This window comes from Roseateles sp. GW821-FHT09B06, from assembly GCF_059418245.1.
The window spans coordinates 188,488-204,506 of sequence record NZ_JBWKPM010000003.1; the positions used below are offsets into that span (position 1 = coordinate 188,488).

General features: G+C 69.0%; 12 protein-coding genes, 1 tRNA gene and 1 riboswitch. Of the genes, 1 reads left to right on the forward strand and 12 read right to left on the reverse strand.

The genetic code is table 11. The features are described from left to right. Nucleotides 1–3: 3 nt before the first annotated feature. The 3 genes from AC07OQ_RS04210 to pth all read right to left on the reverse strand — a co-directional run bounded on the left by AC07OQ_RS04210 (nt 4) and on the right by pth (nt 3,293). Complete coding sequence (locus AC07OQ_RS04210; protein ID WP_495051837.1) at nt 4–1,893, reverse strand: TonB-dependent receptor domain-containing protein; 1,890 nt, start codon at nt 1,891–1,893, stop codon at nt 4–6. An 85-nt stretch (nt 1,894–1,978) separates the two neighbouring features. Then, nucleotides 1,979–2,224: riboswitch (cobalamin riboswitch) on the reverse strand. Continuing rightward, nucleotides 2,221–2,652, reverse strand: coding sequence for a hypothetical protein (locus tag AC07OQ_RS04215; protein WP_495051838.1), 432 nt, complete (start codon nt 2,650–2,652; stop codon nt 2,221–2,223). (Overlaps the previous riboswitch by 4 nt.) Beyond that, a complete protein-coding gene (gene pth, locus AC07OQ_RS04220; RefSeq protein WP_495051839.1) occupies nt 2,649–3,293 on the reverse strand; it encodes an aminoacyl-tRNA hydrolase in 645 nt (214 codons plus the stop codon). Before pth ends, AC07OQ_RS04215 begins: the two co-directional genes overlap by 4 nt. Nucleotides 3,294–3,320: 27 nt before the next feature. Here pth and AC07OQ_RS04225 point away from each other — a divergent pair, with 27 nt between their 5' ends. Continuing rightward, nucleotides 3,321–4,727, forward strand: coding sequence for a M20 family metallopeptidase (locus AC07OQ_RS04225; RefSeq protein ID WP_495051840.1), 1,407 nt, complete (start codon nt 3,321–3,323; stop codon nt 4,725–4,727). On the opposite strand, the gene AC07OQ_RS04230 is transcribed toward AC07OQ_RS04225, so the two are convergent. From AC07OQ_RS04230 to AC07OQ_RS04270, 9 genes are all read right to left on the reverse strand, one after another. Next, nucleotides 4,677–6,071 carry an efflux transporter outer membrane subunit gene (locus AC07OQ_RS04230; protein WP_495051841.1) on the reverse strand — a complete coding sequence of 465 codons (1,395 nt, stop codon included), beginning with the start codon at nt 6,069–6,071 and terminating at the stop codon, nt 4,677–4,679. The genes AC07OQ_RS04225 and AC07OQ_RS04230 overlap by 51 nt on opposite strands. Beyond that, a complete protein-coding gene (locus AC07OQ_RS04235) occupies nt 6,068–9,361 on the reverse strand; it encodes an efflux RND transporter permease subunit (protein WP_495051842.1) in 3,294 nt (1,097 codons plus the stop codon). Before AC07OQ_RS04235 ends, AC07OQ_RS04230 begins: the two co-directional genes overlap by 4 nt. A gap of 16 nt (nt 9,362–9,377) precedes the next feature. After that, the gene (locus tag AC07OQ_RS04240; protein WP_495051843.1) at nt 9,378–10,580 is read right to left on the reverse strand and encodes an efflux RND transporter periplasmic adaptor subunit; all 1,203 of its coding nucleotides are present in this window, start codon (nt 10,578–10,580) and stop codon (nt 9,378–9,380) included. A 219-nt stretch (nt 10,581–10,799) separates the two neighbouring features. Continuing rightward, nucleotides 10,800–11,423 (reverse strand): 50S ribosomal protein L25/general stress protein Ctc, encoded by a 624-nt coding sequence (locus tag AC07OQ_RS04245; RefSeq protein WP_495051844.1) that lies wholly within the window; start codon nt 11,421–11,423, stop codon nt 10,800–10,802. A gap of 157 nt (nt 11,424–11,580) precedes the next feature. Next, nucleotides 11,581–12,543, reverse strand: a complete 963-nt coding sequence (locus AC07OQ_RS04250; protein WP_495051845.1) for a ribose-phosphate pyrophosphokinase — start codon at nt 12,541–12,543, stop codon at nt 11,581–11,583. A gap of 94 nt (nt 12,544–12,637) precedes the next feature. Further along, nucleotides 12,638–12,714, reverse strand: a tRNA-Gln gene (locus AC07OQ_RS04255). A gap of 39 nt (nt 12,715–12,753) precedes the next feature. Further along, a complete protein-coding gene (gene ispE, locus AC07OQ_RS04260) occupies nt 12,754–13,677 on the reverse strand; it encodes a 4-(cytidine 5'-diphospho)-2-C-methyl-D-erythritol kinase (RefSeq protein ID WP_495051846.1) in 924 nt (307 codons plus the stop codon). Nucleotides 13,678–13,686: 9 nt separating this feature from the next. Next, nucleotides 13,687–14,223: a lipoprotein insertase outer membrane protein LolB gene (locus AC07OQ_RS04265; protein WP_495051847.1), complete on the reverse strand. Its 537-nt coding sequence runs from the start codon at nt 14,221–14,223 to the stop codon at nt 13,687–13,689. Further along, on the reverse strand, nt 14,220–15,962 hold the full coding sequence (locus AC07OQ_RS04270) for a tetratricopeptide repeat protein (protein ID WP_495051848.1): 1,743 nt from the start codon (nt 15,960–15,962) through the stop codon (nt 14,220–14,222). The genes AC07OQ_RS04265 and AC07OQ_RS04270 overlap by 4 nt, the downstream gene beginning before the upstream one ends. Nucleotides 15,963–16,019 lie beyond the last annotated feature (57 nt).

Genomic DNA, 16,019 nt, shown 5'->3' on the forward strand with positions numbered 1-16,019 from the left:
GGCTCAGAGGCTCGGCGTGACGCGCAGGCCGACGAAGACCTGGCGCGGCGCGATCGCGTAGCCGCGGGCGGTCTGGTACTGGCGGTCGAAGACGTTGTCGACCTTGAACTGCACATTGACCTGGCGCGACAGCGCGTACTGCGCGTCGAGGTCCAGCGTCGCATAGCCGCCCAGCTTGTAGCCGGTGCTGGCGTTGTCGATGCGCTTGCTGCTGGCCAGCAGCTGGCCGCCCAGGGTCCAGGCGCCCACATCGGTCTCGGCACGCAGCACGCCGTGGGTCCTGGCGCGGCGCGGCAGCAGCTTGCCGTAGTTGGCCGAGCCCTCGCCGATGTCCTTCGGGGCCTGCAGGTCCAGCGAACCGGACAGGCGCAGCGTCATCAGCTCGGTGGCGCCGCGCAGGCTCAGGCCCTGCAGCCGGCCCTCGCTGACGTTGTCGTAGCAGCCGAACTCGCTAGCGCAGGGGCCGGGCGCACCGAAGATGATCAGGTCGCGCACCACATTGCGGTAGGCGGTGATACCGAACTCGTTGCGGCCGCTGGCGTAGTGCAGGCCCAGCTCGGTGTTGCGGCCCTTCTCGGGGTCCAGGTCCTGCTTGCCGTACTCGGTGAAGCGCTGGAACAGCGAGGGCGCGCGGAAGGAGGTGCCGACCGAGGCCTGGATGCGCCAGGCCGTGCCGAGCCGGTAGCCGCCGGCCAGGGAGCCGGTGCTGGCGCCGCCGAACTCGCTGTCGCGGTCGTGGCGGCCGTGCAGCTGCAGCGACAGCGCACCGGCGCTCCACAGCCAGCCGGCGCCGATCGCGTCCTGGTGGCGCTTGCCCTGGCCGGGCGTGGGGCTCTCGGTCAGGCCGCTGTTCTCCAGCTTGTCCTCGCGGCGCTCCAGCAGGCCCTGCAGGGTGCCGGCCCGGCCCAGGTTCCAGCCGGCGTTGAGCCCGTAGCTGCGCACCTTGGTCTCGGTCAGGTAGGGGCTGGGCCTGGTCTGGTAGCGCTCCATCGACTCGCCGACGCTCAGCTCGCTGCGCAGGGCCGGGCTCCATTGCGCGGTCCAGGCCAGGCGCGCGGTGCGGGTGTCCGACAGCGTGTGGTCGTCGGTCTTCGAGGTGAGGGTGGGGTCGTACTCGGAGTCGACATGGCTGCTCAGCGCGTTCAGCTCGAGCCGGTGCTCCCGGTTCAGCTGGGCGCCCAGGCGCAGGCTGGCGTTGCGGCTGACATAGCCGTCGTCGTCGGGCGTGAAGGTGGCGGTGGCCTTGGCCGGGCGGGCATTGAAGCCGTTGCTGCTTTCGCCGGCAACGCCGAGCGCGTAGTCGACGATGCCGTGGCGGCCGCTGACGCTGGCGTCGGCCTTGGCCAGGCCGCGCGTGCCGCCGCCGAGGCCGAAGTCGACCAGGGTCTTGCCCTCGCCCCTGCGGGTGAAGATCTGCACCACGCCGCCGATCGCGTCGGAACCGTAGAGTGCGCTGGCCGGGCCGCGCACGATCTCGACGCGCTCGACCTGGGCCAGCGGGATCGCGTTCCAGGAGGCGCCGCTGCTGGCCTGCGAGTCGACGCGCACGCCGTCGATCAGCACGGCCGTGTGGCGCGTGTCGGCGCCGCGCACGAACATGCTGGTGTTGGCGCCGGCGCCACCGTTGCGGATCATCTCGAAGCCCACCTGGCGGCGCAGCAGATCGGCCAGCGAGCCGAAGGCCTGGCGCTCGATGTCCTCGCGGTTCAGCACGGTCATGTCGGCCAGCACATCGGCCTGCTTGATCGGCGTGCGCGTGGCGGTGACGACGACGTCGTCGAGCTTGTTGTTCTTGCCGGGTTCGACCGCCAGGGCGGGCAGGACGGCGGCAAGCGCCAGGGCCATGGGGGAGGCGCGCAGCAGGACGCGGCGACGCGATACGGAGGAGCTCATCAGAAGGTGGACCGGATAGCAGACAACCAGGACGCCAGCTTCCCCGCAGGCCCCTGTGAAACGATGCGCCAAGCCCGTCAAGGCCGAAGCGCATCACCTGTTGGCCGGTATCCGGGCTGGCGGAGCAGGCCTGCTGCGTCCTTCCCAGTGCGCGGGGCACCAGTGGACTGTTATGCAGAGGCCGAAAGCCTTCGATGAAGAAAGCCTTGTCCGCTTACCGTTGCGGGGACAGCTCAGGTTAGGTTTGCCTCGGCGAGGCGCGCCCTTCTGATTCCCGTTTAACTGCGCAGGTCGGAAAACCTGCACGAGCACCAACAGCGGCGGATTCTAGCCGGAGCCCGGCGAGACATTGGTCCTGGGTGGCTTCGGCTTTTTGGTCCTGGGCTTCTTGCTCGTCAGCGGCTGGTGGGCCGAGGGGGCGCTGGCGGCCTGGGCGGGCGGCTGGCCGCGGCCGTGGATGCCGATGGCGCCGGCCTGCTGCTGCTGTTCGTGCCGGTGGCGCTCCTGCTCCAGCTGCCGGGCGAGCCTGGCGTCGCGTTTGGCGATGGAGCCGGCCTCCTGCTGCTGCGCCGCGCTGGGCGCGTCGTAGTCGAGCTTGCCGGCTTGTGCAGGGCCGGGACAGGGTGCGTCGCGCAGATCGCGGCCCTCAGGCCCGCATCGCCAGATCTGGGTGCCGCGCCTCTCGGTCTGCGCCGCCGCGCCGCCGGCCATCAGGGAGATGGTCATCAGGCAGCAGGCGAGCGGCGCGGCGCGGTTCATGACTGGGGTGGTTCCGGCAGATCGGCAGGTTTCACCGCGGGCTTGGGAGGCTTGGGCCGTGGCGGCTTGGCATGAATCTTCATCATGGCCCGCTCCATCTCGCCCTTCAACATCAGATCGACCGCGTCCAGCGACTTGGCGATGCAGTCCTCCACCGCCTGGCGCTCCGGGCCGGGCGGCTTGCGCAGCACATAGGCCGCCACCTCGGACTTGACCCCCGGATGGCCTATGCCCAAGCGCAGGCGCCAGAAGTTGGCCGAGCCCAACTGGGCCTGCATGTCCTTCAGGCCGTTGTGGCCGCCGTTGCCGCCGCCCTGCTTGAACTTCATCTCGCCGGGCGCGATGTCCAGCTCGTCATGCACCGCGAGGATCTCCTCGGGCGCGATCTTGAAGAAGCGCGCCAGCGCGGCGACCGACTTGCCGCTGAGGTTCATATAGGTCATCGGCTGCAGCAGCCAGATCGGACCGGCGGCCCCGGGGGCGCCGTTGATGCGCGCGACCAGACCGTGGTAGTTGCGGTCCACCTGCAGCGTGCCGCCCAGGCGGCGGGCCAGCGCCTGCACCCACCAGAAGCCGGCGTTGTGGCGCGTGTCCTCGTATTCTGGGCCCGGGTTTCCCAGGCCGACAATGAGTCGAATCATGGCGCGATTATCGCTAGCATGCTTGGCATGAACCGCGACCAACTGCTAGCCAGCACCGACATCGAAGCCCTGCAGCGCAGCCTGGCGCGCCGCGTGGCCATCCCCACCGAGAGCCAGAACCGCGAGCGTGCGCCCGAGCTGCGGCGCTATCTCGACGAGGAGCTGATCCCGGAGCTGCGGGCAATGGGCTTTGCCTGCGAGCTCTGGGACAACCCGGTCGACGGGGCGCCGCCGATGCTGTTCGCCGAGCGCATCGAGGACCCGGCGCTGCCCACGATGCTCAGCTACGGCCATGGCGACGTGGTGCTGGGCGACGAGAGCAAGTGGAAGAAGTCCGCCTCGCCCTGGGCGCTGGAGGCCAAGGACGGACGCTGGTACGGCCGCGGCGTGGCCGACAACAAGGGCCAGCACAGCCTCAATCTGCAGGCCCTGGCCCAGGTGCTGGCGGCGCGCGATGGCAAGCTGGGATTCAACGCCAAGTTCCTCATCGAGATGGGCGAGGAGGTCGGCTCGCCGGGGCTGAAGGCGCAGTGCGAGCGGCGCCGGGACCGGCTCGAGGCCGATGTCTTCATCGCCTCCGACGGGCCGCGCCTGTCCCAGCAGCAGCCGACCCTGTTCCTCGGTTCGCGCGGCGTGCTGAATTTCGACCTCGAGCTCGAACTGCGCGAGGGCGCCCACCATTCGGGCAACTGGGGCGGGCTGCTGGCCAATCCCGGCGTGCTGCTGGCCGCGGCCATCCACAGCATCGTCGACGCGCAGGGCGTGATCCGGGTCGAGGCGCTGCGCCCGCCGCCCGTCCCCGAGGCGGTGCGCGCGGCGCTGGCGGAGGTGCAGCCGGGCGAGCCGGGCGGGCCGGCGATCGACCTCGACTGGGGCGAACCGGGCCTGACGCCGGCCGAGCGCGTGTTCGGCTGGAACAGCATCGAGGTGCTGGCCTTCAGATGCGGCAATCCGGACAAGCCGGTCAATGCGATCCCGCCGCGGGCCGTGGCAAACATGCAGATCCGCTTTGTTGTCGGCCGTGACCCGGCGAGCTTTCTGCCGGGCTTGCGCGCGCATCTGGACGCCCATGGCTTCGAGCGGGTGCGGCTGCGCCAGGCCGGCGCCGAGATCATGGCGGCGACAAGACTTGACCCCGACAGCCCCTGGGTGCGCTGGGCCCAGGCCTCGCTGCGCGAGAGCACCGGTGCGGCGCCGGTGCTGCTGCCCAATCTGGGCGGCTCCCTGCCCAACGACTGCTTCGCCGAGGTGCTGAAGCTGCCGACGATCTGGGTGCCCCATTCGGTGCCCACCTGCAGCCAGCATGCGCCGGACGAGCATCTGCCGGTCTACACGCTGGAGCAGGGGCTCAAGATCATGGCGGGGCTGTTCTGGGACCTGGGCTCAGGTTCCACCCCAGCCGCCGGCCAGCGCCTTGTAGACGCCCACCAATGAGGTGGCCGCCGCGGTCTGCGACTGCGCCAGGCGGTCGCGCGCCGACAGCAACTCGCGCTCGGCGTCCAGCACCGCCAGGAAATCGCTGACGCCGACGCCGAAGCGTTCGCGCGCGATCAGGGCGGCCTTCTCGGCCGAGCGCGCCGCGTCGAACAGGTATTGCGCCTGCTGCTGGCTGCGCGTATAGCCGGCCAGCGCGCCCTCGGTTTCCTCCAGCGCGGCCAGCACGGTGCGCTCGTAGCCCAGCATCGCGACCTCGCTGCGCGCGTCGGCGGCGGCGATCTGGGCCCTGATGCGGCCGAAGTCCAGCAGGTTCCAGACCAGCTGGGCGCCCAGGTTGTAGGCATAGGAGGCGCCATCGCCCAGATTGCCCAGGCGCGACGCGTTCTGGCCCAGGGTACCGCCCAAGGTGATGCGCGGGAACAGGTCGCTGCGCGCCACGCCGGCGCGCGCGGCGGCGGCCGCGGCCTGGGCCTCGGCGGCCTGCACGTCGGGCCGGCGGCGCAGCAGATCCTGCGGCGTGCCGATGCCGCCCAGCGCCACGGACTTCAGCCCGGGCAGCGGCCGGACTTCCGCCAGCTCCTGGTCCAGCGCGGTCGGTGTGGCGCCGCTCAACACGGCCAGGCGGTAGCGGCTGCGCAGCAGCGCCGCTTCCAGCGCCGGCACGCCGGCCGCGGTCGACTGCACCAGCGCGCGGGCGCGTTCGCTGTCGAACGCGGTGCCGCGGCCGGCCTCCTGGCGGCCCAGCACCAGCTTCAGCGCGGCCTCCTGCGTCTCCAGCGAGGCGCGCGCCACGCGCAGCTGCTCCTGCAGGCCGCGCAGCTCGAAGTAGTTGCGCGCCACCTCGGCCGACAGGCTCAGCTGGGCCGCGCGCAGCCCGGCCTCGCCGGCCAGCACGCCGGCCGCGGCCGCGCGCTGCTCGCCGGAGAGACGGCCGAAGAGATCGGCCTCCCAGGCCACGTCGAAGCCGGCCGAGTAGGCGCTGCGGGTCTGCGGCCGGCCCTGGTCGTTCTGCGCGCGGATGCGCGCGGCGCCGGCCGAGAGGTCGATGCTGGGCAGTCGCTGCGCGTCGGCGAAGCGGCCCAGTGCGCGCGCCTCCTGCAGATTGGCCGCGGCGATGCGCAGATCGGTGTTGGCCTTCAGCGCGCGCTCGATCAGCGCGTCCAGCTGGGCATCCTGGAAGCCGCGCCAGAACTGGGCCACCGGCTCGCTGCCGGGGGGAACCTCGGCCGGCTTGTTGGCAAAGTCGGCCGTCAGCGCGGGCTCGAAGCGCTTCGGTTCGGGGGCCGTCGCGCAGGCGGTCAGCGCGGCCAGGCTCAGAAGACTGAGGACGGTACGCATCATGCGCCCTCCTTGCTGGAAGCGGGGTTGGCATCGTCGATGCCGGGATGGAAGGGGTGGGCCGCGGCGTCGACCTCGCGCCGGAGCTCGGCCGCATGGGCGCGCTGCTTCTCGGTGCTCTTGCGCAGCAGGCTATAGAACACCGGCGTCAGGAAGATGCCGAAGGAGGTGACGCCCACCATGCCGGAGAACACCGCGATGCCCATCGCACGGCGCATCTCGCTGCCGGCGCCGCTGCCCAGGATCAGCGGGATCACGCCGGCGCAGAAGGCGATCGAGGTCATCAGAATGGGGCGCAGGCGCAGCCTGCAGGCCTCGATCACGGCCTCGATCATCGGCTTGCCGCGCTCTTCCAGCTCCTTGGCGAACTCGACGATCAGGATCGCGTTCTTGCAGGCCAGGCCGACGAGCACGACCAGGGCCACCTGGGTGAAGATATTGAGATCGCCGGTCTGCCCGAAGGGCGGGAAATGCGAGAGCCAGACGCCGAACAGGGCCGAGAGTATGCACATCGGCACGATCAGGATGATGGCCAGCGGCAGGCTCCAGCTCTCGTACTGCGCGGCCAGCACCAGCACCACCAGCAGCACCGAGAGCAGCAGCACGGCGCCCAGCGTGGGAATCTTGATGCCCAGACCCGGCAGGGTGACGTCGCGCGTCAGCCGGTCCTGGTAGCTGAGCTCGGTCCACTCGTAGCTGGTGCCGCGCGGCAGACCCTTCAGCAGCTGCTCGATCTCGCCCTCGGCCTGGCCGCTGGAGAAGCCGGGCTTGGGCGCGCCATTGATGTCGGCCGAGGGGAAGCCGTTGTAGCGCGTCACGCGCGTCGGGCCGAAGGTGGGATTGACGTCCATCAGCGCGCCCAGCGGCACCATCTCGCCGCGGCCGTTGCGGGTCTTCAGGTCGGTGATGTTGTCGGACTGGGCGCGGAAGGGCGCGTCGGCCTGCACGATCACCTGGTAGGTCTTGCCGAAGCGGGTGAAGTCGTTGACATAGAGCGAGCCCAGATTGATCTGCAGGGTGTCGTAGATGTCGCCCAGGGCCACGCCCATCTGCTTGGCCTTGGTGCGGTCCACGTTGGCAAAGAGCTGGGGCACGTTGATGTCGTAGGTGGAATAGGGCGTGCCGATGCTGCTCTTGGGGTTGCCGTAGATCGGCCCCAGCGTGCCCCAGACCGCGCCGTACAGGGCCTGCTCGCCCTGGCTGCTGCGATCCTGCACCTGCACCTTGAAGCCGCCGGCATTGCCGAGGCCGTCCACCGCGGGCGGCGGCACCACGAACATGCGCGCGCCCTGGATCTCCTGGATCGCGCCGTTGACCTTGCCAAGGATGGCATCCTTGGAGAGATCGCGGCTCTTGCGCTTCTCGAAGGCGTCCAGGCCGAAGAACACGATGCCCTCGTTGGGCGCGGCCGAGAAGCCGGCGATCGACAGGCCCGGGAAGGCGATCGAGTCGACGATGCCCGGCACCTTCAGCGCGATGTCGCTCATGCGGCGTATCACGGCCTCGGTGCGGTCCAAGGTGGCGCCGGCCGGCAACTGGGCGATGCCGATCAGATACTGCTTGTCGGGCGCCGGCACGAAGCCGCTGGGGATGCGGCTGAACAGCAGCATGGTCGCGGCTATCAGCAGGGCATAGACGATCAGCGCCAGCGACTTGCGCCGCAGGATGCCGGTGACGCCGCGGCCGTAGGCCTCGCTGCGGCGCTGGAAGAAGCAGTTGAACCAGTGGAAGAAGCGGCCGAACAGCTTGTCCATCACCTTCATCACGCCGTCCTTGGGCGCATCATGCGGGCGCAGCAGCAGGGCGGAAAGGGCCGGCGACAGGGTCAGCGAGTTGAAGGCCGAGATCACGGTGGAGATCGCGATCGTGGCGGCAAACTGCTTGTAGAACTGGCCCGACAGGCCCGGCACGAAGGTGAGCGGCACGAACACCGCGCACAGCACCAGCGCGATCGCGATGATGGGGCCGCTGACCTCCTGCATGGCCTTGACCGTGGCCTCGTGCGGCGTCAGTCCGTCCTCCAGATTGCGCTCGACGTTTTCCACCACCACGATGGCGTCGTCGACCACGATACCGATCGCCAGCACCAGGCCGAACAGGGTCAGGGTGTTGATCGAGAAGCCCAGCAGCAGCAGCACCGCGAAGGTGCCGACGATGGAGATCGGCACGGCCAGCAGCGGGATGATGGAGGCGCGCCAGGTCTGCAGGAAGATGATGACGACCAGCACCACCAGCAGCACGGCCTCGATCAGGGTCTGGACCACCTTGGTGATCGAGGTCTGCACGAAGCGCGTCGGGTCGTAGACGATGTCATAGTCCACGCCCTCGGGGAAGCTGGTCTTGGCCTTGGCCATCACCTCGCGCACCGCGTCGGAGATGGCCAGCGCGTTGGAGCCCGGTGCCTGGAAGATGCCGATCGCGGCGGCCTCCTTGTTGTTCAGCAGGCTGCGCAGCGCATAGGAATTGGCGCTCATCTCGACGCGGCCGATGTCGCGGACGCGCACCAGGGCTCCGGTGGCGGGATCGCTGCGGATGATGATGTTGGCGAACTCCTCCTCGTTGAGCAGCCGGCCCTGGGTGTTGATGGCCAGCTGGAACTCGGTGCCCTTGGTGGTGGGCGAGGAGCCGACGACGCCGGCCGCCACCTGGGCGTTCTGCTCACGCACCGCGGCCACCACGTCGCTGGCCGTCATGCCGCGGCCGGCCAGCTTCTGCGGGTCGACCCAGATGCGCATCGCGTAGTCGCCGCCGCCGAACAGCTGCACCGAGCCCATGCCCTTGATGCGCAGCAGGTCGTCGCGCACCTGCAGATTGGCGTAGTTGCGCAGGTAGAGCGCGTCGCGGCTGTTGTCGGGACTGACCATGTGCACCACCATGGTCAGGTTGGGCGACTGCTTCTCGGTCGTCACGCCGATCTGGCGCACCACCTCGGGCAGGCGCGGCAGCGCGCGGTTGATGCGGTTCTGCACCGCGGTCTCGGCGGCCTCGGGGCTGGTGCCGATCTGGAAGGTGACGGTCAGGGACATGACCCCGTCGGCCGTGGCCTGGCTCTCGTAATAGAGCATGCCTTCCAGGCCGTTGATCTGCTCCTCCAGCGGCGTGGCCACGGTCTCGGAGATCACGCGCGGGTTGGCGCCGGGGAACTGGGCGCGCACCACCACCTGGGGAGGAGCGACCTCGGGGTACTCGGAGATCGGCAGCTGGAAGATGGCCAGCAGGCCGGCCAGGAAAATGAAGATCGACAGCACGGTCGCGAAGCGCGGCCGGTCGATGAAGAAGCGGGAGATGTCCATGTTGCGGCGCTCCGGCTCAGGACTTGGGGGCGGGAGCTGCGGGGGCGGGCGGCAGGGGCATGCCCTTGTCGTCCACCTTCAGCTGCTGCGGGGTGACCGGCGCGCCGGGGAAGGCGCGCAAGAGACCGTCGACGATCACCAGTTCACCGGGCTTGATGCCCTCGATCACCCGCATGCCCTCGATCAGCGCGCCGGGTTTCACCTCGCGCGGCTGCACGATGTTGTTGGCGCCGACGGTCAGCACGATCTTGCGGGTCTGGTCGGTGGTGATGGCGCGGTCCGGCACCAGGGTGGCCCGGTAGCTGCCGCTGCCCACCAGCTTGACGCGGGCGAACAGGCCCGGCGTGAACAGGCCGGCCTTGTTGTCGAACACCGCGCGGCCGCGGATCGAGGCGGTGGCAGGATTCAGGCGGTTGTCCACGAAGTCCATCTGGCCCTCGTGCGGGTAGCCTTCCTCGTTGGCCAGGCCCAGCAGCACCTTGTTGGGGTTGCTGCGGTGCGAGGGCATATTGCCGGCGCGCGCCGCGCGGGCGTATTTCAGGAAGGTGGCCTCGCTGGCGTCGAAGTAGGCGTAGGTCTTGTCGCTGGAGACCAGGGTGGTCAGCACCGGCTCGCCGACGTTCACCAGATTGCCCGGCGTGACATTGGCGCGCGAGATGCGGCCCGAGATCGGCGCGGTGACGCGGGTGAATTCCAGGTTCAGCCTGGCCTGGGTCAGCGCGGCCTCGGCGGCCTTGATATTGGCCTGGGCGTTGCGCGAGCCCGCGGTCAGCTGGTCGATCTCCTGTTGGCTGACGCCCTGGATCGCCACCAGCTTCTGCGCGCGCGCCAACTCACTGGCGCTCAGTTCGGCCTGGGTGCGGGCCGCCAGCAACTGGGCGTCGGCGCGTGCCACCTCGGCGGCAAAGGGGCGGGGATCGATGGTGAAGAGCGGCTCGCCCTTCTTGACCAGCTGGCCTTCCTTGAAATGCACCCTATCCAGGGTGCCGGCCACCCGGGCGCGGATCTCCACCGTGTCCGGCGCCTCCAGGCGCGCGGTGAACTCGTCGAACTCCTGCACCTCGCGCTGCACCGCGGGCACGACGGACACCGGGGGCGGACCGCCGGCGGCACCTTGCGAATGGGCCTCTTGCTGACCGCAACCTGCCACCAGCAGGGCGGCTACCAGGGCGAGCAGGACTGCCGGCAGCGGCAGTCCATGGTGGACCTTTGGACTCATGAACGCTCTCCTCATGCATCGGCCGCATCCCGACCGAAGGCGGTCGAGCCTCGTGCGTGCCGGCGAGAGCGACTCTAGGGGGGCGCGGCCCGGCTGGCTACTCCCTAAGGTCTTAGTCTGCTGACAATTAATGGCAGCAGAGCCGTGGGCATGTGTCGTGCGGGCATGAAAAAGGGCCCCGAAGGGCCCTCTCTATGGGAAAGAAGCAGCCGGAAGGGCTTACTTCTTGCCCTTCTTCTTGCCCTTGGCATCTTCCACCGGAGCCGCGACGACAATGACTTCCTCGGCTACCGGGGCCACGGCGGTGGCGACGGCGGGGTTCGGCTTGCCGTGCACGACGACCTTGACGCCGGCGGGCAGCTTCAGGTCATTGATGTGCAGCGAGTGACCCAGGGTCAGGCCGCTCAGGTCCACCTCGATGAACTCGGGCAGCTGACGGGCCAGGCAGGTGATCGCCAGCTCGGTGATGACGTGGTTGACGGTGCACTTGTCGGTCTTGACGGCCACCGAGTTCTCTTCGCCCACGAAGTGCAGCGGGATCTTCTTGGTGATCTTGGTGGTGTCATCGACGCGCTGGAAGTCGATGTGCAGCACTTGCGGCTTGTAGGGGTGCAGCTGGTAGTCGCGCAGCAGGACCTGGTCGACCTTGCCGCCCAGTTCCATCTCGAGGATGGTGCTGTGGAAGGCTTCCTTCTTCAGGGCATGGAACAGCGCGTTGTGGTCCAGCTCGATCATGGCGGGCTCGCCGGCGCCGAAGACGATGCCGGGCACCTTGCCCATATTGCGCAGGCGGCGGCTCGCTCCGGTCCCCTGCAGCGTACGCTCAAAAGCGGTGAATTTCATATCAGACTCCAAAAATGCCGAAACGCCACCATGGCGCTCCGGGGTGGAAGGCCCGCGACCAGGCTCTTCCGTACAAAAGGCGCTGTCTTACGACCGAGCCCTCTGAATCTTAGAAATTGTTGTTCTGTTCCGGTCGCGCGCAGCGCGCGGAGCCAGATCAGAAGTTGTTGTTTTGCTCCGAGAACAGCGAGGTGACCGACTCGCCGTCCGAGATGCGGCGGATGGTCTCGGCGAACAGGAAGGCCACCGACAGCTGGCGGATCTTGCCGCAGGCCTTGGCGGCGTCGGACAGCGGAATGGTGTTGCTGATCACCACCTCGTCCAGCTTCGAGCCCGAAATGCGCTCGATCGCGGGGCCCGACAGGATGGGGTGGGTGCAATAGGCGAACACGCTCTTGGCGCCGCGGTCCTTCAGCACCTCGGCCGCCTTCACCAGGGTGCCGGCGGTGTCAATCATGTCGTCCATGATCACGCAGTTGCGGCCGTCGATCTCGCCGATCACGTGCATCACTTCGGAGACGTTGGCGGCCGGACGGCGCTTGTCGATGATGGCCAGGTCGCAGCCCAGCTGCTTGGCCAGCGCGCGGGCGCGCACCACGCCGCCGACGTCGGGGCTGACCACCACCAGGTTCGAATAGTTGCGGCTCTTCAGGTCCGACAGCAGCACCGGTGACGCATAGATATTGTCGACCGGGATGTCGAAGAAGCCCTGGATCTGGTCGGCGTGCAGGTCCATCGTCAGCACGCGCTCGACGCCCACGGTCTCCAGCAGATTGGCCACCACCTTGGCCGAGATCGGCACCCGGGTGCTGCGTGGACGGCGGTCCTGGCGGGCATAGCCGAAGTAGGGGATCACGGCGGTGATGCGGCGCGCGCTGGCGCGCTTCAGCGCATCGACCATGATCAGCAGCTCCATCAGGTTCTCGTTGGTCGGCGCGCAGGTGGGCTGGATCACGAACACGTCGCGAGCACGCACGTTCTGCTGGATCTCGACGGTGACTTCGCCGTCGGAGAAGCGACCGACCACGGCCTTGCCGAGCTCGAGGCCCAGATGGGTGGCGATTTCCTGGGAGAGAACCGGATTAGCGTTGCCGGTGAAGAGGACGGTATTGAGCAGCACGGCGGCCATCCTTGGTGAAGGACCCGTGGCCAGCCAGCGCGTCCCGGGTCTTTCAAAACCAGAAACCCGCAGGGCGGGTTTCTTTCAGATCATTTGGCAGGGGAGGAAGGACTCGAACCCTCGCATGTCGGAATCAAAATCCGATGCCTTGACCAACTTGGCGACTCCCCTACACAGGACACTGCAGAGCTGCAGCACCCCAAAACTTTATCAGCCTTCGGCCCAGCCCCGCAGGGGATGCTCGGCCAGACCGCGGCATATCTTCCCAACCCAGCCGCAAGCTTGCCCTTGCAGAATCGTCGCCATGGATTGGTGCGACATGCCTTCTTCCCCACCCACCGTCGCCGTCTCCACTCTCGCGAAGACCGCGCTGCCCGAACCCGTCATCCGGCTGTTGCCGAACTGGGCTTCCAGCAACCTCAGCGCCTGGAGCACTTCGTTGCAGCTTGCCTCTGCCGGCTTCTGCAGGTCATTCCGACCAAAGCCATTCAGAAAACTTGCCACATTCGCTGCGCTTTTTGCGTCGCTGCTGTTGTGTGCAGGAAAGCCCGCTACTATAGCCACGCTTTCCGATCTTGCCAAGAGGGGGCTCGAAAAAATTTCCTTGGTGGCGATGCCGGTGGGCGGTTTGAGAACAGCGTACTGCTGGTCCGGCAGTTTGACCGGGTGCAGGATTTCGCCGATGCCCTCGACGAAGGCATTGCGGCCGCCCAGGAAGAAGGGCACGTCGGCGCCCAGCCTCAGGCCCAGCGGCAGCAGGCGCGACAGCGGCCAGTTCAGCCCCCACAGCCGGTTCAAGGCCAGCAGGGTGGACGCGGCGTCCGAGGAGCCGCCGCCCATGCCGGCGCCGGCCGGCAGGCGCTTTTCGATGTGGATGTCGGCGCCCAGGCCGATGCCGCTCTCGGCCTGCAGCAGCCTGGCGGCGCGCAGGCACAGATCGTCCTCGGGCAGGACATCGCCCTGGTCATGGCGTCGCAGCAGCCCGTCGGTGCGGCGTTCGAAATGCAGGGTGTCGGCCCAGTCGATCAGGGCGAAGATCGATTGCAGCAGGTGATAGCCGTCGGGTCGCTTGCCCACCACGTGCAGAAAGAGGTTGAGCTTGGCGGGAGCCGGGACGTCGTAGAGCGCTTGCATGAACAAAGATCAGGGGTCGAGCCGCGCGCGCAGGGTCACGGTCGGTTCGGTGGGGCGGGTGGCGACGATCAGGCCGTCGCCGGTGCGGGAGAGGTCGATCTGCCAGCCCAGCTGGGCGAAGCCCTGGGCCGGTGCCTTCAGCGGCGCACTCGCGGCCTGCGGCCAGGGGCGGCCGCGCAACCAGTCGAACAGCGCGGCCACGGGCACGGCCTCGCCCAGCATCTCGCGGGTCAGTGCATCCAGATCCTCGAAGCGGCGCTGGTCGGTGGGCGTTTGCAGCATGACCTCACGGGCGCTCCAGCGCGCCCGCGCGACCAGGCTGCCCAGCGGCGTGCTGAGCTCCAGGCGGCCGGCCGCGGGCGAGCCCAGCAGCTCGAAGGCGGCGTTGCCGCCCTCGGTGCGGGTTGCGCCGCTGACCTGCACCGACAGCCGGCCCGACAGGCGCAGATCGCCTTCGGCGGCCTCGGGCGGGGCCTCGCGCTGCAGATTGGCGCAGCCGCCCAGGAAGACCGCCAGCGCCAGGCCGGCGGCGAGCATCGACCTCATTGACCCGCCTTCAGGCGCTGGCGCGTCTCGCGCAGGGCCTCGTTCTTCGGGTCGCGCTTGGCGCCCTCGCCCCACACCTTGCGGGCCTCGTCCTGCTGGCCGCTGACCCACAGCACCTCGCCCAGATGGGCGGCGATCTCGGCGTCCGGGCGCGACCGATAGGCCTGGCGCAACAGGCGCAGCGCCTCCTGGTGGTTGCCCATGCGGAACTCGACCCAGCCCAGGCTGTCGACGATGAAGGGCTCGCTGGGCGCGTATTGCAGCGCCTTGGCGATCAGGGTCTTGGCCTCGTCCAGGCGCGTGTTGCGCTCGGCCAGCGAATAGCCCAGCGCGTTGTAGGCGTGGTAATGCTCGGGCTTGAGCTCCATGACCTTGCGCAACAGCTGCTCCATCGGTTCCAGGCGACCCAGTTTCTCGGCCATCATGGCCTGCTCGTAGAGGATGTCGGCATCGCCCGGGAAGCGCGTGGCGGCCCGCTCCAGCACCGCATGGGCGGCTTCCCACTGACGCACCTCGCGCAGCAGCTGCGATTCGGCCATCAGCTTGGCGCGCAGATCCTCGTCGCGCTCGCCGGGCAGGGCCTGCAGCAGCGCGCGCGCCTTGGCCACCTGGCCCTGGCGAGCCATCAGGCTGGCGCGGCGGTAGCTGACCTCCAGCTGGCGCTGCGGCGCATCGACCTTGGCCAGCCAGCTTTCGGCCATCTTCAGGTCGCCGCGCATCTCGGCCGCCTGCGCCAGCAGCAGCCAGGCCTGCTGGCGCGAATCCTTCAGCGCCTCGGCGCTCTCGGCGCTCGTGCCGTCCAGGCGGCTCAGGAAATTCTGCAGGGCCTTCTCGGCCGCTTCGGGGTGACGCAGGTCCAGCTCCAGCGCGCCCAGCGCATACCAGGCCTGGGCATTGTCCGGCGAGGCCAGCGTGACGATGCGGAACTCGCGCGCCGCATCGGCCGCGCGCTGGGCGCGGGCCAGGGTGCGGCCATAGGCCAGGCGCAGCGCATGGTGGTCGGGCTGCGCCTGCAGCCGCTCGGTGATCAGGTTTTCGGCCTCGGCCCGGGCGGGCATCAGGTCCAGCGCCAGCAGCAGCGGCTCGTCGGCCTGCGGGAATTCCTTGGCCGCGGTGCGCGCCAGGGCCAGGGCCTTGTCGTTCTCGTCGGCGCTCAGCGCCATGCGGCTCTGCACCAGCAGGGCCATCAGCCTTGTCGGCGGCTGTTGGGCCGCGGCCTCCAGCACCGGCTCCAGCACCTCGTAGACCTTCTTGGGTTCGGGCGTGCGCTGGAACAGGCGCGGCAGCGAGGCCAGCACGCCGCTGCGCTGGGCTTCCGGCGTCAGGGTCAGCAGGCTGCGCAGCGGCGCGGCCACCTCGGCCGGGCGATTCAGCGCGGCCAGCAGCTGGATCACCATCTGGTTGGCCTCGATCGATTCGGGCACGGCCTCGCGCCAGCCACGGGCCGCGATCAGGGCCTGGTCGCCGGCGCGGGCCTGCAGCGCGATATTGACGACGCGGCGATAGAGCTCGCTGTCGCCGGTGCGGCGCGCCGCATCCAGCAGCACCTGGAAGGCCACGCCGGGCTGACCGGAGCGCAGCTCCATCTCGCCAACCAGCAGCTGGTAGAACAGCGGGGCATCGAGTTCGGAATTCGAGGGCGTCGCGGCGCTGGCCGCGCTGGCGGCCTGCGCCTGGGCCGGGCTCAGCAGGGCCAGCAGGCCGGCGGCGGCCAGGGCGGCGAGGGTGGACTTGGGCATGTGGGCTCCTGAGATGGCCGCCGCATGATGCGGACGCCACATTGCTGGATTGTTGAC

Bases quoted from the DNA above. Each gene is read 5' to 3' on its own strand.
- AC07OQ_RS04210 (WP_495051837.1), bottom strand. From the start codon at position 1,893: ATGAGCTCCTCCGTATCGCGTCGCCGCGTCCTGCTGCGCGCCTCCCCC.
- AC07OQ_RS04215 (WP_495051838.1), bottom strand. From the start codon at position 2,652: ATGAACCGCGCCGCGCCGCTCGCCTGCTGCCTGATGACCATCTCCCTG.
- pth (WP_495051839.1), bottom strand. From the start codon at position 3,293: ATGATTCGACTCATTGTCGGCCTGGGAAACCCGGGCCCAGAATACGAG.
- AC07OQ_RS04225 (WP_495051840.1), top strand. From the start codon at position 3,321: ATGAACCGCGACCAACTGCTAGCCAGCACCGACATCGAAGCCCTGCAG.
- AC07OQ_RS04230 (WP_495051841.1), bottom strand. From the start codon at position 6,071: ATGATGCGTACCGTCCTCAGTCTTCTGAGCCTGGCCGCGCTGACCGCC.
- AC07OQ_RS04235 (WP_495051842.1), bottom strand. From the start codon at position 9,361: ATGGACATCTCCCGCTTCTTCATCGACCGGCCGCGCTTCGCGACCGTG.
- AC07OQ_RS04240 (WP_495051843.1), bottom strand. From the start codon at position 10,580: ATGAGTCCAAAGGTCCACCATGGACTGCCGCTGCCGGCAGTCCTGCTC.
- AC07OQ_RS04245 (WP_495051844.1), bottom strand. From the start codon at position 11,423: ATGAAATTCACCGCTTTTGAGCGTACGCTGCAGGGGACCGGAGCGAGC.
- ispE (WP_495051846.1), bottom strand. From the start codon at position 13,677: ATGCAAGCGCTCTACGACGTCCCGGCTCCCGCCAAGCTCAACCTCTTT.
- AC07OQ_RS04265 (WP_495051847.1), bottom strand. From the start codon at position 14,223: ATGAGGTCGATGCTCGCCGCCGGCCTGGCGCTGGCGGTCTTCCTGGGC.
- AC07OQ_RS04270 (WP_495051848.1), bottom strand. From the start codon at position 15,962: ATGCCCAAGTCCACCCTCGCCGCCCTGGCCGCCGCCGGCCTGCTGGCC.